The organism is Streptomyces viridochromogenes (assembly GCF_001270495.1).
In the GTDB taxonomy this organism is placed as follows: Bacteria; Actinomycetota; Actinomycetes; order Streptomycetales; family Streptomycetaceae; genus Streptomyces; species Streptomyces viridochromogenes_A.
The window spans coordinates 84808-100856 of sequence record NZ_LGUR01000083.1 but is presented as its reverse complement, the minus strand read 5'-3'; the positions used below and the strand labels follow the sequence as shown (position 1 = coordinate 100856).

Genomic DNA, 16049 nt, shown 5'->3' with positions numbered 1-16049 from the left:
GCGGAGCCGCATGTCCACGCGGCCACCCACACAGCCACCCGCGCGGCCCTGTGCCCATCAGGGCGCTGCCGGTGCCTGGCGCTTGTACATCCGGGTAGCCGTGATCTCGCTGTGCACCGCCTCCCCCGCCTGGGGCTGCTGCGGCAGTCCCGGGCGGAGGTGTTCCTCCACGCTGATGTACTTCAGGCCGGCCCTGAGGTCGGCGTCGTTCCGCAGTCTGATGACCAGCGGGAACTCGGCCAGCGCAGTCGTGTCGAACAGGCCCGTGGTGTACAGGAGCTGGACGCCGAGCGCGTCCGACACGGCTCGCTGGAGCTCCAGCAGGTAGGTGGCGTTGGCACGGCCGATCGGGTTGTCCAGGAACAGCGTCCCGGCGTGCCGGTGCTTGTCCCGGCCCCGGTCGTTCGACCGCAGGGCAGCCATCGTGCAGTACAGCGCGATGGCTGCCGTCAGCAGCTGACCACCGGAGAACACATCGCCCATCTGCCCGACGGGCACGCGCTCGGCACGCAGTACGGCATCCGGCTTGAGGATCTCGACGGCGACGCCCTTCGGCTGAAGCGCCGCGGCAACACCTCGAAGCAGCAGGGACATACCGTCCCGTCTCATGTCCGAGTTCTTCTTCACCGCCGCCCGTGTCGCCTCGTCGATGACCTCGCCCAGCCGTTCGGTGAGGGTGGCCTGGTCGGGCTCCTCGAAGCGGATGCGCAGGAACTCCTGGCCGGACCACTCGCCGAGCCCCTCGGGCAGCCGGGACAGGCGCTGGGCGGACCGCAGCGTCGTCAGCGCGGACTCGACCAGGCCCCGCAGCCGGTCCACGATCGAGTCTCGATTGCGTTCCAGCTGCGCCAACTCGTCGGTGAGCACGCGGAGTCGGGGCGCGAAGGCATCCGCCCACTTCTGCGCGTGCTCGGGCAGCGCGGCGGCGGGCAGCTCGCGGATCTGCTGGCGAGCGGGGGTGCGGACCTGCTCGTAGCGCGTGGCGTTGGCGTGCCGTACGAGCACGTCGCTCGCCTCGCGTACGGCGGCCTCGGCGGCGGAGAGGTCGGCGGCACAGCCGCGCAGCGACCGGCGGGCCTCGGCGGCTGACTGCCGAGCCTCCTCCGGGCTGCCGGGGTACGGCTCCGGCGTCTCCTGCTCCTCGTCCGAGGTGTGCTCCCGCAACAGGTCGCGCAGCATCGCGGCGATCTCGTCGAAGCCGCCGGCCGCGTCCTCGGCGGCGCGGTGCGCTTCGAGGAGCTCGGTGTGCGCCTCGCGGGCCTGCGTCAACGCCTCGGTACGGGAGGCGAGTTCGGCGGTGGCCGTGCGCAGTAGGGCCTGCGCGTGCTCGGCGTCGCGCGGCTGGAGTTCCTCGGACAGCTCGGTGTGCGCCTCGCCGTCCTCGGGCGCGTGCCGCTCGGCCTCGCCGCGCAGCCGTCCGAGCTGCTCGCTCGCGCTGGACATACGGGTCTCCAGGAGCTGGACCAGCTCCTCCGCGCGCGTGGCGGCCGCTTGCCGGGACGGTCCGTCGGAGCCGTCGGGCGACTGAAGGAGCTGTTCGGCCCGGGTACGGACCTTGTTGCTCAGCCGGTCCAGCTCCGCGCGGGCCGCGCTCTCGTCGCTCTCCGCCCGGGCCTGCTCGGCCCGCAGATCGGCGCCGACGCCGACCTTCTCGTACACCTGGGAGGCCGCCCGGTACGCCTCGCGCAGCGCGGGCAGGGAAGCCCTCGGGGCATCAGCACCGGCGTCCGTGTCAGCGTCCGGTACGTCGTCGGGAGCGCCCGCGATCTCCGAGCGCTCGGCGCGCAGGGCACGCGCGGTGCGGCGCGCGTCGTCCGCCGCGCGCTGGGCGGCACGGCGGTCCTCGTCGGCGGCCCGGGCTCGCTCCAGGCACACCTGGGCCCGGGCCTCGGACTCGGTGGCCTCGTCGGCGAGTTCGCGCAGCTTGACCTGCCAGCCGGCCCGTTCGCGCAGCCGGAAGGCCAGCCCGGCCAAGGCGTCGGCGGCGCGCCGGGCTTTCTGCGCGGCCTCCTGCCGCTCGTCGCGGACCTGGGCGGCCTCGGCGGCGGCCTCGTCGGCCTCGACCCGCACGCTCCGCGCCTCGGCCAGCTCGGCCTCGGACTCATCGGCGAACGCCCGCGTGTCCCGGGCCGCCTGCGCCAGCTCGACCAGTCGGCCGGCCGGGCAGCCGGTCCGCCACGAGGCGAGCCGCGCCGCCAGCTCCCGGTCCTTGCCGAGCCGCGCGGCGAGCGTGCGGATCTCGTCGTCCCGCTCGGTCGCCCGCGCGCGCAGCGCCTGCCGCTCCTCGTCGGCGGCGTGCTCGTCGTGCATGGCGGGGTTCGGCGGTACGAGGAAGACGTCTCCGCTTCCCGCGTCCGGCGCCGGGGTCGGGGCGAGCAGGGCGGCTGCCGTGCCCACCGCGACGGCCGACCGGGGCAGCAGGGCCGCGTCGCCCAGCGCTTCACGGGCACGCGCGTGCGTGTCGGGGTCGGTGATGATCACGCCGTCGACCAGTTCGGGCCGGGCGGCCAGCACGCGCGCGTGGTCGGCGGGGTCGACGGCCTGGGCGAGATAGCGCCAGCCGGGCAGGGCCGGGATGCCCTGCTCGCCGAGGAACTCCACGGTGGCCAGCACGTCCGGGCCGGGCGGCAGCAACCCGCCGTCACCGAGTGCGCCCAGGATCCGGGAGTCGTCGGCGGCTGCCGTACGCAGCTCGAAGAGCTGCCGCTCGGCGGACGAGACGGTGTCGTCGAGCATCTCGCGCAGCTCGTCGGCGAACCGGTCCAGCTCCTCCGGCGTGAGGGCGCCTTCGGCGGCGACACTCGGGGCGGCCGTCTCCGCGCCGCCGCGCGCGGTCGTGGTCCCCTTGGCGTCGTCGCCGGTTCGAGGAGCAGGCACGGCTCCGCGCTTCGCACCGGAATCGCCGGCCTCGGCGGACTCGCCGGTCAGGCCGATCAGTTCGGCAAGCCGCTGCTCCGCCGCTAGCCCCTCGGCGAGACGGCGCTCGGCGTCATGGGCACGCTCCGCGGCGGTCGCCGCGTCCGCCGCACGAGCCGCCGTCAGCTCAGCGCGGGACTCGGTCGAGGCCGCCTCGCGCGCGTGCTCCGAGGCTCGCCGGGAGGCCTCGCGAGCGGTGTCCCAGGCGGCGACGGCCGTCTTCTCGGCGTCGCTCGCCGCGAGGGCCGCGCGGGCCGGGTCGGCGTCGGGCGCGCTGTCGTCGAGCCAGCCCGCCCGCACGGCCTCGGCGGTCTCCTGCTCGACCTCCGACAACCGCTGCCGCAGATGCCCGACCTCACTGCGGGCCCGCTGTGCCTCGGTGGCGGCGGCGGTGGAGTCGCGGTAGGCGGAGTCGCTGACCTCCTGGAGCGCGGCGGACCGCTCCTCCTCCTCGTTGGCGAGGGTCTCCGCGCTCTGCGCGGCCGCCTGCAGGGCCCGTACGAGATCGACGGCGGCCTTGGCGCGGGCGGCCAGCGCGGGAGCCGCGTCGCGCTCGGCCTCCTGGATCGCGGCGGCCACGCGCGCGACGCGGTCGGCGGCGGCGCGGTGGCGCAGGGCGGTCTCGGCGGCCTGCCAGGCGGAGTGCAGCGTGCGCGCCTCGGCGAGCTCACGCTTCTGCGCGGCCGCCGTCTTCTCGGCCGCCGCGAGGGCCAACGAGGCGTGCCGATAGGCGAGTTCGGCGGCGATCAGCGCGCTGCGCTCCCGCGCCGCCTCGGCGTGGGTGACGGCGTACGCGGCGGCGGTGACCCGCTGGGCGAGGTCGCCCGCCCGGACCCGCTCCTGGACACCGCGCGCGGACAGCCGTCGTGCCAGGGTCCGGGTCCGCCGCTCGGCGCCGGCGTGGATGTCACGCGCGCGTGAGCGTGTCTCGGCGGCTTCGACGATCCGGCCGAGCAGGTCGACGGACCCGGCGGTGAAGTCCCGCTCGGCGATCAGCTCGGCGCGTCGGCCCAGTTTGTTGCCGAAGCCGCTGACCAGGTCGGCGAGGCCGTCGGTGTCGCGCGTGTCCGTCACGGCCCGCAGCAGCAGGTCGGTGAAGTCGGAGTCCTTCTTGACGGCGAAGAGGCCGGCGGCCTCACCTTCGTCGGCGTTCATCTCCCGTTGGTAGCGGAAGAGTTCGGGGTCGAGGCCGAGGTCTCCGAGGTGCTCGATCCAGCGGTCGTGGATCTCCTCCCAGTGCACCTCCAGATGGGGGTACGCCTTGCCCGCCTCGGTGATGGCGTCGCGAAAGCCCTTCATGGTGCGGCGCCGGCCCTGCGCGCCCGACTGGCCCTCGACGGGCGGCCGTACGGCGGTGGACTCGGCGACGGGCAGGTTGTCCAGGCTCAGCCCGGGTCCGGGCCGGAAGGAGTACCAGGCCTCGGCGAACTTGCGCGGGTCGTTGGAGACCTGGCGCCCGCGCCACTCGCTCGCCTTGCCGACCACGACGCACTCGCCGGTGAGCGTGTGCTGCCATTCCAGCGCGACATGGCCGCAGTCGTCGGCGAGCAGGAACTTCCGCAGCACACCGGAGCTGGCGCCGCCGAGGGTGTTGCGGTGGCCGGGCAGCATCACGGAGAAGATCAGCTTGAGCAGGACCGACTTGCCGCCGCCGTTCTCCAGGAAGAGCACCCCGGCAGGAGCGGGCCGGCGCGGCGGCCCGACGGGCTCCTCCTCGAAGAACTCCGCCTGCGTGGGCGCGGGGTCGGGCACGGGCGCGCCCACACCGCGCAGGTCGAGCACGGTGTCGGCGTAGCGCGCACCGGCCGGCCCGATGGAGTAGAGGCGGACCCGGGACAGCTCGTACATGGCGGACTCTCGTAAGTCTTCGTCAGATCGGGGGAGTTGGTCGGATCAGGTGGGTTCGGATCAGTGAGGTGCCGGGGCTTCAGGCGGAGTGGAACGGCAGCCCGGCGTCGGCCACCAGCTCCAGGTCGTCCGTGTCCTCGGCGGCCAGCAACGTCGCCGTGCCGTCGGTGACCGGGACCACGCCCAGCTCCAGCAGCTCGGCCATGGCGGCGCTGCCCGCCATGTCACGCACCTGGAGTTGGTAGCGGGCGGTCGTCCGGTAGGTGCCGCCGCTGTCGTCGCCCGTTCGCTGCAGGAACCCCGAGTCGGTGAGGAAGGCGGCCGCCTTGCCGACGATGCCGGTGGTCGAACCGGCGAGTCTGCGCGCGTCCTTGGTGGCGCCGGTCGCGCTGCGTCTCACCCAGATGCGCCAGGCGGCCTCGAGGCCGGGCGCGTCCGTCGCCGGGTCGGTGTTCTCGCCCTGTTCGTCGGCCCGCTCCTCCAGCCGTCGGCAGGCCTGCCGTACGAAGGCGTCGACGCCGTTGACCGTCACGCGCCCGATGTAGCCGTCGTCGGCGAGGTCCTCGGGCCGTGGGAACGCCATCGCGGCGATGGCGAGGTGGGCCAGGCCGTGCAGGAAGCGGTCGCCGCCGTCGGCGGACGTACGACGCGCGTAGTCACCCATGCGGACGGCGAACACCGAGTCCTCGGCGGCGGTCACCGCCATCCCCGCCCGCGGCGACACCTCCAGCACGACCAGTCCCAGCCCGGCGGCCACGGCATCCGCGAGCCGCGCGAAAGGCGGGTCCTCCCGGTACCGCCGCAGCAGCTCCGCGTACTCCTGGTCCCGTGCGGGCTGAAGCTTCGGCTGGAGTCCGAAGGCGACCAGCCGGGCCGCGTCGGCGGCGTCGGCGGGCGTGACGGCGGCGGTCGCCGACGGGGTGGGTGCCTCCGTGTCACTCCACTCGACGTGCTCGCTCACGGTCGGGGCTCCTCGCTGCGCAGTTGCTGACTCATGCTGCTTCCGTCCTGTCCGCCGCCATCCCCGCCGCGTCCAGCAGGGCCGTGCCGACGATGAGGTCGGCTCCGCCGAACTCGGGATCGTCCAGCTCCGTCCCGTCGTCCACGGCGAACAGCAGCTTCTCCTCGCCCTGCCGATAGGCCGTGCCGACCGGCGGACTGGCCGCGTGCACGGCCAGCAGCGCGACGAGATAGGGCAGGTCCGGGTCCTGTCGACGCGCCTGGGCCAACAGGCCCGACAGCCGTCGCGGTGCGTCGGCCGGCAGATCCAGCAGCTCCATCGCCGCGGCCAGCTGCGCCTCGCTGAACCGGCTGTCGTCAGGCGTCGCGATGAGGTCCGGCTCGGGCATCTCGGCGCCCAGGTGCTCCCGCTCCACGGGTGGCGTCAGCAGTATGTCGACGAGATCACCCACCCGCACCGACACCGGCGTACGCAACCCGGTCCCGCGCGCGAAGAAGGCGTCCGTGACCCGGACGGCCTGCTCCAGCGCCAAGGGCAGAACGGGCGCGACGAGATGCCCGTACAGGTCGATCCCCGACGTCGTCATCGGTGTCGCGAAGGCCTGCCGGTCCTGTTCTGCGCGGAAGAGCGGGCCGGCCTCCAACAACCGGGACTGCAACTGCGTATGGCGTCGGATGCAGTCCTTCACGATGTCGACCAGCTCGGCGGCGCGCCGCTTGTGCTCGGGATCCTCGGTCTCGTCGCGCGCCTTGCGGATGTTGGTGAGGATCGCGTTCTCGTGGCGGTACCGGTCGGCGACGTGGTCGAGCGCCTCGGCGATCATGTCCGGTACGGCGTTCAGCCAGTCGACCGCGCGAACGTTGCGGCGGGTCGCGTCCAGGGCCCTGCGGAGCGTCTCGGAGTACTGCACGGTCCGGTACCGGGCCTGCTCGGCGGCCAGCTGGGCATCGGTGAGACGGCCACGGTTGATCAGCACCTCCAGCTTGACCTCGGCGGCGATCTGGGCGCTGGTGACGTCCGTGTCGAGGGCACCGACGAGGACGTTGACCGCCTCGTCCGTCGTGCGGAGGTACACCGTGCCGCCCGGTCCCGGCACTTCCTCGATCAGCTTGAAGTCGTAGTCACGGCGGACATAGCTGCCGTCCGGCGCGAACGTGCCGTACACGGCGCGAAAGCCGCGGTCCACGCTGCCGACGTTGATCAGGTTCTCCAGGACCCAGCGGGCCACCCGCTCGTGCTCGGCGACCGGGCGGTGGGGGGCCTGGGCGGCGATGCGCGGGATGAGGCGGGCGACGATCTGGTCGTGGTCGGCGCCCGTGTCGAAGTCCATGTTCAGGGTGACCAGGTCGATGGCGGCGAGCGCCACCTCCGCCATGCCGTACACCGAGTACTCACCCGCGAGGTTGGCCTTGCGCGCGTCGAGGTCGTGCAGCGGCGCGGTGCAGGCGAGCGCGCGCAGCCGCCGCGCCAGCCCCTCGTCGGCGGCCGGGCCCGGAGCCGGGCGCGGCCCCGCGCTGAGCTGGGGCGGAACACGGTCCGTCGATGCAGGCGAAGTCACGGTGCACAGACTAGGTCCTAGGTCTGACAACGACCCAAACGAACGCGTACCGCCGGGAGCCTGAGCCGCAGGTCGCGCCGGTCGTGGCCGCTACGGGGCGCTGACCCGCCGCCGGTAGACCTCCACGACCCGTTCCAGCGAATCGTCGAGATAGACCGCGAGGAGCTTCTCGGCTTCGCCCGTGTCGCCCGCTTCCAAGGCCCCGAGGATCTCCCGGTTGCGCGCGAGGTAGGGCTCGTGGAGCCGGTGCGGATCGTCCACCACGTGGAAGGCCAGACGCAGCTCCGCGAAGACGCTGCGCATCAGCTCGTCGGTGCGGGCGCTCCCGGCGAGCGAGACCAGCTCCCGGTGGAAGTGGATGTTGGCCGTGCCCAGCCCTTTCCAGTCACCTTCGCGCACCGCGCGCTGCCCTTCGGCGACCGCTTGGGCGGGCCCCTCCAGGGGGTACGGCGGTTCGCCGAGCCCGCGCACGACGGCGCACTCGACGAGGCGTCGGGTGCGGTAGATGTCCTCGACGTCCTCCACCGTCAGGACCCGCACGAACACGCCCCGGTTCAGTTCATGGACGAGCAGCCGTTCATGGGTGAGCAGCCGGAACGCCTCGCGCAGTGTGTTGCGGGACACACCGAGAGCGCCTCCGATGCTGTCCTCCGACAGCCGGGTGCCGGGAGGGAAGAAGCCCTCGGCGATGCGGCTTCTGAGGATGTCCGAGACCCGTTCCGCCGTGCTCGTACGCCCCAGGAGGGCACGGTCGTCGGCCAGTCCGCCCAGCTGCTCTGCCATGCCCGGAATTCAACCGCAGACACAAGAACGAAACAACACGGGTATTGAAGGATCGTTCAACGATCCTCTACCTTGCTGCTCACCGTACAGCTCAGTTCCGCACCCTCCGTCCCCCTCTCTGCGAGGTGCCCATGAGCACGACCCCTCCACCGCAGGCCCTGGCCGACGCCAACCCCACGACCGACGAACGCGCCGCCGATGACGGCGCGTTCGCCTGGCTGCGCGCCCTGGGGCCGCGCGGCCGCCGCGCCTTCGCGGGCGCTTTCGGTGGCTATGCGCTGGATTCGTACGACTACTTCACGCTGCCGCTCAGCATGGTCGCGCTGGCCGCGTACTTCGGCCTGGACAGCGGCCAGACCGGTCTCTTCACCACCGTCACGCTCGTGGTCTCAGCGATCGGCGGCGCGCTCGCCGGTGTGCTGGCCGACCGGATCGGCCGGGTCAAGGCGCTGATGATCACGGTCATCACCTACGCGGTCTTCACCGTCGCCTGCGGCTTCGCACCCAACTACGAGACGCTGCTGGTCTTCCGCGCTCTCCAGGGCCTCGGCTTCGGCGGCGAGTGGGCGGTCGGCGCGATCCTGGTGGCCGAGTACGCGAGCGCCAAGCACCGGGGCCGAACGCTCGGCGCGATCCAGAGCTCGTGGGCCGTCGGCTGGGCCCTGGCCGCGATCATGTACACGCTGGTCTTCTCGTTCGTCGACGACGGCCTGGCCTGGCGCGTGATGTTCTGGACCGGCGCGCTGCCCGCGCTGCTCGTCATCTGGATGCGACGCCGCGTGCACGACGCCCCGGAGGCGGTGGCCGTACGGGAACGGAGCACGGAGAAGGGCTCGTTCGCGGCCATCTTCAAGCCCGGCCTGCTGCGAACGACGATCTTCGCGGGGCTGCTCTCCACCGGGGTCCAGGGCGGTTACTACACCCTCGCCACCTGGGTGCCGACCTATCTCAAGACCGAGCGCGACCTCTCGGTCGTCGGCACCGGCGGCTATCTGACGTTCCTCATCTCCGGTGCCTTCCTCGGCTATCTGACCGGCGGTTACCTCACCGACCGGCTGGGCCGCCGGCGCAACATCTGGCTGTTCGCGCTGCTGTCGGCCGTCTGCATCCTGGCGTACGCGAACATCCCGAGCGGTTCCAACACCCTGCTCCTGATACTCGGTTTCCCGCTCGGGTTCTGTATGTCGGCGATCTTCAGCGGCTTCGGGTCCTACCTGAGCGAGCTGTACCCGACGGCGGTGCGCGGCACGGGACAGGGCTTCACGTACAACACCGGCCGCGCGGTGGGCGCCGTCTTCCCCACCACGGTCGGCTTCCTGGCCGACAGCTGGGGCGTGGGCGGCGCACTGGTCTTCGGTGCGATCGGCTACGGCATCGCCGCGCTGGCCCTGCTCGGGCTGCCGGAGACGCGCGGGAAGGAGCTGGCGTGAACCCGACGGACAACCGCGCGCTCACCCTCGTGACCCAAGACCGCCCGCTCACCCTCGTCGACGAGCACGCGCACGCGTGGAGCCCGGCAACGGCCCGCGCCCGCTTCCGGGAGGGCCTCACGGGCCCCACCGCCGGGGTCGCGGCGGGCCACACCCAGGTCAACCTGATCTCGGTGCCCGCCGACTGGGCGTACGACATGCTGCTGTTCTGCCAGCGCAACCCCAAGCCCTGCCCGGTCCTCGACGTCACGGACGCCGGTTCCTGGACGACCGTCCTCGCCGACGGCGCCGACCTGCGCACCGATCTGCCGCGCTACCGGGTGTGGCGGGACGGCGAGTTGGTGGACGAGCCGACGGACGTGCGCGGCCACTGGCGGAGCGATCTGGTGTCGTTCCTGATCGGGTGCAGCTTCACCTTCGAGTGGGCACTGGCCGAGGCGGGTGTACCGATCCGCCATGTCGAGCAGGGCCGCAACGTCCCGATGTACGTGACCAGCCGTCAGTGCCGTCCGGCGGGGCGGCTGCACGGCCCGATGGTGGTCTCGATGCGCCCGGTGCCGCCGGTCCACGTGGCGGCGGCACTGCGGGAGACCGGTCTCCTCCCGGCGGTGCACGGCAGCCCCGTGCACTGTGGCGATCCGTCGGCCCTGGGCATCGCCGACCTCGGCCGGCCCGACTTCGGCGATCCGGTGGACGCCGAGCCGGACGACATCCCGATGTTCTGGGCGTGCGGAGTGACCCCGCAGGCCGCCGTGATGGCCTCGCGCCCGCCGTTCGCCATCACCCACGCACCGGGCCAGATGTTCCTCACCGATGCCCGCGACGAGCAGTACCGCATCGCTTGAGCACTGTCCTTGGGCCTGCCCTTTGGGCCCTGCCCCTTGCGTACCACCTGAGAATCACCGACAGGAGAAACGACGGACCGATGACCTCCATCGACCTGAACGCCGACCTCGGCGAGGGCTTCGGCCGCTGGCATCTCACCGACGACGAACGGCTGCTGTCCGTCGTCACCAGCGCCAACGTGGCCTGCGGCTTCCACGCCGGGGACGCGGCCACCATGCGGCGGGTGTGCGAGCAGGCGGCCGAGCGCGGAGTACGGATCGGCGCCCAGGTCTCCTATCGGGACCTGGCGGGCTTCGGGCGGCGCGCGATGGACGTGCCGCCCGCCGAACTGGCGGCCGAAGTGGCCTACCAGATCGGCGCCCTGGAGGTCTTCGCGCGAGCGGCAGGCGCGCGCGTGTCGTACGTCAAGCCGCACGGCGCGCTCTACAACCGTGTCGTGCACGACGAGGAGCAGGCCGGCGCGGTCGTCGACGGCGTGCTCCTCGCGGACGCCACACTCCCCGTGCTCGGCCTGCCCGGCTCGCGGCTGCTGGAACTGGCCGCCGAGGCCGGACTCCCGGCCGTCACGGAGGCGTTCGCGGACCGCGCCTACACCGACCAGGGCACGCTCGTGCCGCGCGGCCAGGACGGCGCCGTGGTCACCGACCCGGAGGCCGTCGTGGAGCGTTCGGTGGGCCTGGCCCGCTCGGGCGTGGTCACCTCCCGCGCCGGGACGCAGATCGAGGTACGCGCGCGTTCCCTGTGCCTGCACGGGGACACGCCCGGCGCCGTCGAGCTGGCCCGCCGGGTGCGGGCGCGGCTGGAGGAGTCGGGTGTCCGGGTGGAGGCCTTCGTATGAGGGCGCTGCCCGTCGGCGACGACGCCCTGCTCGTCGAGGTGGCCTCGGGCGAGGAGGCCCAGGCCCTGCACGCGGAGCTGCTTCGGCGCCGTACCGAGGGTTCGTTGTCGGTCCGCGAGATCGTCCCCGCGGCCCGGACCGTCCTGCTCGACGGCCTCGCGGACCCGGCCCGCCTGGCCTCCGAACTGACCACCGCCGACGTCCCGCCCGCTCCCCCACGCGCGCGTGAGGTGGTCGAACTCCCGGTCCGCTACGACGGCCCGGACCTGGCCGATGTCGCCGCGCACTGGGGCGTTTCGCCGCACGAGGTGGTCCGCATCCACGCGGACACCGAATTCAGCGTCGCCTTCTGCGGATTCGCTCCCGGTTTCGGCTATCTCACAGGTTTGCCGCCGCGTTACGACGTCCCGCGCCGGGCCACTCCGCGCACGGCCGTCCCCGCCGGTGCGGTGGCGTTGGCGGGCCCGTACACGGGCGTGTACCCGCGCTCGTCGCCGGGCGGCTGGCAGCTGATCGGCACCACGGACACCGTGCTGTGGGACCACACGCGTGCGCCGGCCGCGCTGCTGTCACCGGGCACGCGCGTGCGCTTCGTTCCGGTGGGGAGCTCATGACCGACCGCGCGCTCTCCGTCGTACGCGCCGGGGCGCTCACCACCGTGCAGGACCTCGGCCGCCCCGGACACGCCCACCTCGGAGTGCCCCGCTCGGGCGCGCTGGACGGGCCGGCGGCGGCGCTGGTCAACCGACTGGTCGGGAATGGCCCCGAGGCGGCCGTTCTGGAGACCACGGTCAACGGCTGTGCGGTGCGGCCTCGTTCGACGGTGACCGTCGCGGTAGGCGGCGCACCGTGCCGTGTCACGGTGGACGGACGCCCGGTCGCGTGGAGCGCCCCGGTGCGCGTGCCTGCCGGTGCGCTCCTGGACGTCGGGGCGGCCCTGTCCGGCGTACGCAGCTATGTGGCCGTCTCCGGCGGCATCACCGTCGAACCGGTCCTCGGCAGCCGCTCCACGGACCTCCTGTCCGGCCTCGGCCCACCACCCCTCGCGGACGGGACTGTGCTGCCCCTCGGCCGATCGACGCAGCTCCACGCGTGCGTGGACGTCGCCCCGCAGCCGGCGCCGCCCGCCGAACTCGTCCTGCGCGTGACGCCGGGCCCTCGCGACGACTGGTTCACGGCGGCGGCCGTACACGCCTTCACCTCCCGCGCCTACCGCGTCTCCCCCGCGAGCAACCGCATCGGACTGCGCACCGAAGGTCCCGCCCTGGAACGGGCGACCACGCGTGAACTCCCCAGCGAGGGCGTGGTCCTGGGCGCGGTCCAGGTACCGCCCGACGGCCGGCCGGTCGTGTTCCTGGCCGACCACCCGACCACGGGCGGCTACCCGGTGATCGCCGTCGTCCGCGCGTCCGACCTCCCCGCCGCCGCCCAGGCGGTGCCCGGCACGCCGATCCGCTTCGTGGCCGTACGGCGTCGCTGACGGCCACCACGCGCGCGTACCGCTACGCCGCCTCCGGTTCGGGCTGCTGCTTCGGGACCGGGCGCTGTCCGGGCAGCGCCAGTCCCTCCGGCAGGGACCGCTGGCCCGGCACCGGCCGTTGCTCGGGCACCCGCATCGACTCGGGCGCCGACAGCGCGGCCAGCGCCCTGGACACCGCCTGCGCCGCGCGCAGGTCGAGCCGGCCGCAGGTGCCCTTCGCGCGGTGGCGCATCTCGTCGACGGCGAGGCACAGCAGTTGGGGCAGCAGGTCGTTGCACCGCCGGACGACCCATGCGGTCCCCGCCGTGGCCAGCCACAACAGGCTCGCCGATGTGGTGGGCGGCGGGAACTCGGGGTCGGGCGAGGGCGCCGGCCGCGTCGCGATGCCCCTGTGCGCCAGCATCGCGTGGAAGCGCAGGGCGATCTGCCGGTGCCCGCGCTCCCCGGGGTGCAGCCGGTCCGAGCTCCACATCGCGCGGTCCATGATCCAGGGGTCGTCGACCGCGTGCAGATGCACCGCCCCGTACCGCTCGGACAACGTGTGGACCACCGTGTTGACGGCCCGCTGTCTCCGGGCCAGCGGATTGCCCAGGACCCCCGGCAGTCCCAGCATCGTGCCCGGGTCGGGCAGACAGGCCGTGAGCAGGGCCGTGCCCTGACGGGTGAAGGACGCGTAGACCCTGTCGAGGCGCTCGGCGATCTTCTCTATGTCGAAGGTGCTGCGCAGGGTGTCGTTGACGCCCACGAGAACGGACGCGACGTCGGGTCGCAGGGACAGCGCCGCCGGCAGCTGAACCTCCAGCACGTCCCGCGTCTGCGCCCCGCTGACCGCCAGGTTGGTGAACTCGGCGGACGGTTCGGACAGCCCACCGGCGAGCAGCGCGGCCCAGCCGCGCCACCCGTTTCCGTCCCCGTTCCCGTTTCGGATCCCGTTCCCGTTCCGGTTCCCGACGGGATCGCCCACGCCCTCGGTCAGCGAGTCCCCGAGGGCGACATAGCGGAGCGGTCTCATGCCGCGCCCTCCGCGCGCACGAAGGGACGCACCGGCACCGCGGCGTCGTGTGCGGTGAGGAAGGCGTCCACCGCCGTGCCCCAGCCGAAGCACTCGGCACGCGCGCGTGCCGCCTCCCGGCGCTCGCGCTCGGGACGGTCGAGCAGCATCTCCACGGCGTCCGCGAAGGCGTCCCCGTTGTCCGCCGCGGTGGCCCCGGCGGGGCCGATCACCTCCGGCAGCGCGGACGACGCGCTCGCCACCACGGGCGTACCGCAGGCCATGGCCTCCAGGGCGGCGAGCCCGAAGGTCTCGGCGGGCCCGGGGGCCAGGCAGATGTCGGCGGAGGCCTGGAGCGCGCCGAGGAGGCTGCGGTCGGCGACATGCCCGAGGAAGGTCACCGGCAGGTCGCGCTCCTGTGCCCGCTGTTCGAGCCGGGCTCGCAGGGGGCCGTTACCGGCCACCACGAGCACCGCCCGCACGCCGCGCCCCCGCAGCGACTCCAGGGCGTCCAGCGCGGTGCCGGGTCGCTTCTCCACGGAGAGCCGGGAGCACATCACGAGCAGCTTCTCGTCGGCACGCGCGTGTGTCTCGCGCAGCGCCGCGTCGCGCAGGGTGGGACGCCGGTTCATCAGGTCGACGCCCAGCGGAGCCCGTACGACGTTGCGGGCGCCTATGCGCACGAACTCCCGCTCGGCGAACTCGGTGGTGCACACGACCTTCGAGTACGTGTGGGCCGTACGGACGTTGAGGGCGTCCGCGGCGCGCCGGGACAGGTTCTCCGACAGCCCCCAGGTGCGCAGCACGCCGTCGGCGGTCTCGTGGGAGACCATCACGGCGGGCACGCGGGCGCGGCGGGCCCACCTGCCGGTCCAGCGCAGCGTCGTACGGTCGGAGACCTCCAGGCGGTCGGGGGCGAGCTCCTCCAGGAGGGCCGCGACCCGCCGCTTGTCGACGAGCACGCGGTAGCCGCCGGTACCGGGCAGCATCGGGCCGGGCAGGGTGATCACGCGGCCCTGCTCGGTCTGGCAGTCGCCGTACTTCTCACCGGGCACGACGAGGACGGGGTCGTGCCCCGCCAGCTTGAAGCCCTTGCCCAGCTCGCGCAGCGCGGTACGCAGCCCTCCGGACGCGGGGGCGACGAAGTTCGCCAGCCGGACGATGCGCAGCGAGGTGTTCACAGCGTTGCTCGGCGAGGTGTTCATCCCGTTGCGAGGCGAGGCGTTCACACTGCCACCGCCGGCCTCCGTGCCTTGAGCACGGCCTCGTAGTGGGCGATGAGCTGGTCGCCGATGGTCGCCCAGGTGCGACCCTCGACCGTGGCGCGTCCGGCGGCCCCGTAGGCGGCCCGCAGCGCGGGGTCGGCGATGAGGGACCGCACGGCGTCCCGTACGGCGTCGGCGTCGCGCGGGGGCACCAGGAGACCGGTGCGGCCGTGGTCGACCAGGTCGAGCGGGCCTCCGGCGGCGGGCGCGACGACGGGGACGCCGCTCGCCATGGCCTCCTGCACGGTCTGGCAGAAGGTCTCGAACGGCCCCGTGTGGGCGAAGACGTCGAACGAGGCGAAGATCCGGGCGAGGTCGTCTCCGCCGCGCCGGCCCAGGAAGACCGCGCCGGGCAGGGCTTCGGCGAGCGCGGGCTGGCTCGGCCCGTCACCGACGATCACGACCTTCACGCCCGGCATGCCGTGGACGCCGGAGAGCAGCTCGATGTGCTTCTCCGGGGCGAGCCGCCCGACGTAGCCGACGATGATCTCGCCGTTCGGGGCGAGTTCGCGGCGCAGCGCCTCGTCCCGGAGTTCGGGGCGGAAGCGTGCGGTGTCCACGCCGCGGGCCCACAGCTTGAGCCGGGGCACGCCATGGGTCTCCAGATCGCGCATGGAGGCGCTGGACGGGACGAGGGTGAGGTCGGCGGCGGAGTGGACGGAGCGTATGCGCCGCCAGGCCGCGGCCTCGCCGGCGCCCATGTAGGTGCGGGCGTATCCGGCCAGGTCGGTCTGGTAGACGGCGACGGCGGGGATGCCGAGCCGGGCGGCGGCGGCCATGCCGCGGACGCCGAGGACGAAGGGGCTGGCCAGGTGCACCATGTCGGGCTGGTGCTGGATCAGCGCCGCGGCGAGGCGCCGGCTGGGGAGCGCGACCCTGACCTGGGGATAGCCGGGGAGCGGGAGGGAGGGGACATGGACGACGGGGCAGGGCGCCAGGGCGGCGGCTGCCTTGTTCCCGGGAGCGGGAGCCGGGGCGACGACGATGGGGGCGTGACCGCGATCGACGAGGTGTCGGGCGGTCTGGAGCGCGCAGTGGGCCACGCCGTTCACATCGGGGGGAAAGGATTCGGTCACGATGACGACACGCATACCGGTGTTGTCGCCGTGCTGGACGTGGCCGCGTCAAAGTGG

12 protein-coding genes are annotated in these 16049 nt (G+C 73.4%); 5 read left to right on the top strand and 7 right to left on the bottom strand.

Annotated features, from left to right (window positions below):
- Positions 1-57 precede the first annotated feature (57 nt).
- From ADK36_RS09930 to ADK36_RS09915, 4 genes are all read right to left on the bottom strand, one after another.
- Positions 58-4764 (bottom strand): hypothetical protein, encoded by a 4707-nt coding sequence (locus ADK36_RS09930; RefSeq protein ID WP_048584363.1) that lies wholly within the window; start codon positions 4762-4764, stop codon positions 58-60.
- Positions 4765-4843: 79 nt separating this feature from the next.
- Positions 4844-5725: a hypothetical protein gene (locus tag ADK36_RS09925; protein ID WP_048584362.1), complete on the bottom strand. Its 882-nt coding sequence runs from the start codon at positions 5723-5725 to the stop codon at positions 4844-4846.
- 31 nt (positions 5726-5756) lie between these two features.
- On the bottom strand, positions 5757-7283 hold the full coding sequence (locus tag ADK36_RS09920) for a hypothetical protein (protein ID WP_053197017.1): 1527 nt from the start codon (positions 7281-7283) through the stop codon (positions 5757-5759).
- Between the two features lie 90 nt (positions 7284-7373).
- Entirely contained in the window at positions 7374-8066 is a 693-nt protein-coding gene (locus ADK36_RS09915) for a GntR family transcriptional regulator (protein WP_048584360.1), read from the bottom strand.
- Between the two features lie 131 nt (positions 8067-8197).
- Here ADK36_RS09915 and ADK36_RS09910 point away from each other — a divergent pair, with 131 nt between their 5' ends.
- The 5 genes from ADK36_RS09910 to ADK36_RS09890 all read left to right on the top strand — a co-directional run bounded on the left by ADK36_RS09910 (position 8198) and on the right by ADK36_RS09890 (position 12660).
- Complete coding sequence (locus ADK36_RS09910) at positions 8198-9496, top strand: MFS transporter (protein WP_053197015.1); 1299 nt, start codon at positions 8198-8200, stop codon at positions 9494-9496.
- A 29-nt stretch (positions 9497-9525) separates the two neighbouring features.
- On the top strand, positions 9526-10341 hold the full coding sequence (locus ADK36_RS09905; protein WP_048584386.1) for a putative hydro-lyase: 816 nt from the start codon (positions 9526-9528) through the stop codon (positions 10339-10341).
- 80 nt (positions 10342-10421) lie between these two features.
- A complete protein-coding gene (locus ADK36_RS09900; RefSeq protein WP_053197013.1) occupies positions 10422-11180 on the top strand; it encodes a LamB/YcsF family protein in 759 nt (252 codons plus the stop codon).
- The gene (gene pxpB / locus ADK36_RS09895) at positions 11177-11794 is read left to right on the top strand and encodes a 5-oxoprolinase subunit PxpB (protein WP_053197011.1); all 618 of its coding nucleotides are present in this window, start codon (positions 11177-11179) and stop codon (positions 11792-11794) included. The genes ADK36_RS09900 and pxpB overlap by 4 nt, the downstream gene beginning before the upstream one ends.
- Positions 11791-12660 carry a biotin-dependent carboxyltransferase family protein gene (locus tag ADK36_RS09890; RefSeq protein ID WP_053197009.1) on the top strand — a complete coding sequence of 290 codons (870 nt, stop codon included), beginning with the start codon at positions 11791-11793 and terminating at the stop codon, positions 12658-12660. Before pxpB ends, ADK36_RS09890 begins: the two co-directional genes overlap by 4 nt.
- A 22-nt stretch (positions 12661-12682) precedes the next feature.
- Here ADK36_RS09890 and ADK36_RS09885 read toward each other — a convergent pair whose 3' ends face one another.
- Genes ADK36_RS09885 through ADK36_RS09875 form a run of 3 tightly spaced genes read right to left on the bottom strand, consistent with a single transcriptional unit; the run spans position 12683 to position 16007 of the window.
- The gene (locus ADK36_RS09885; RefSeq protein ID WP_048584355.1) at positions 12683-13672 is read right to left on the bottom strand and encodes an SGNH/GDSL hydrolase family protein; all 990 of its coding nucleotides are present in this window, start codon (positions 13670-13672) and stop codon (positions 12683-12685) included.
- Positions 13669-14856 (bottom strand): glycosyltransferase, encoded by a 1188-nt coding sequence (locus ADK36_RS09880; RefSeq protein WP_078942691.1) that lies wholly within the window; start codon positions 14854-14856, stop codon positions 13669-13671. The genes ADK36_RS09885 and ADK36_RS09880 overlap by 4 nt, the downstream gene beginning before the upstream one ends.
- 20 nt (positions 14857-14876) lie before the next feature.
- A complete protein-coding gene (locus ADK36_RS09875) occupies positions 14877-16007 on the bottom strand; it encodes a glycosyltransferase family 4 protein (RefSeq protein WP_053197007.1) in 1131 nt (376 codons plus the stop codon).
- Between the last annotated feature and the right edge of the window lie 42 nt (positions 16008-16049).

Coding starts and splice junctions, on each gene's coding strand:
- ADK36_RS09900 (WP_053197013.1), top strand. CDS start 10,422: ATGACCTCCATCGACCTGAACGCCGACCTCGGCGAGGGCTTCGGCCGC.
- ADK36_RS09875 (WP_053197007.1), bottom strand. CDS start 16,007: ATGCGTGTCGTCATCGTGACCGAATCCTTTCCCCCCGATGTGAACGGC.
- ADK36_RS09890 (WP_053197009.1), top strand. CDS start 11,791: ATGACCGACCGCGCGCTCTCCGTCGTACGCGCCGGGGCGCTCACCACC.
- pxpB (WP_053197011.1), top strand. CDS start 11,177: ATGAGGGCGCTGCCCGTCGGCGACGACGCCCTGCTCGTCGAGGTGGCC.
- ADK36_RS09930 (WP_048584363.1), bottom strand. CDS start 4,764: ATGTACGAGCTGTCCCGGGTCCGCCTCTACTCCATCGGGCCGGCCGGT.
- ADK36_RS09915 (WP_048584360.1), bottom strand. CDS start 8,066: ATGGCAGAGCAGCTGGGCGGACTGGCCGACGACCGTGCCCTCCTGGGG.
- ADK36_RS09880 (WP_078942691.1), bottom strand. CDS start 14,856: ATGAACACCTCGCCGAGCAACGCTGTGAACACCTCGCTGCGCATCGTC.
- ADK36_RS09885 (WP_048584355.1), bottom strand. CDS start 13,672: ATGAGACCGCTCCGCTATGTCGCCCTCGGGGACTCGCTGACCGAGGGC.
- ADK36_RS09910 (WP_053197015.1), top strand. CDS start 8,198: ATGAGCACGACCCCTCCACCGCAGGCCCTGGCCGACGCCAACCCCACG.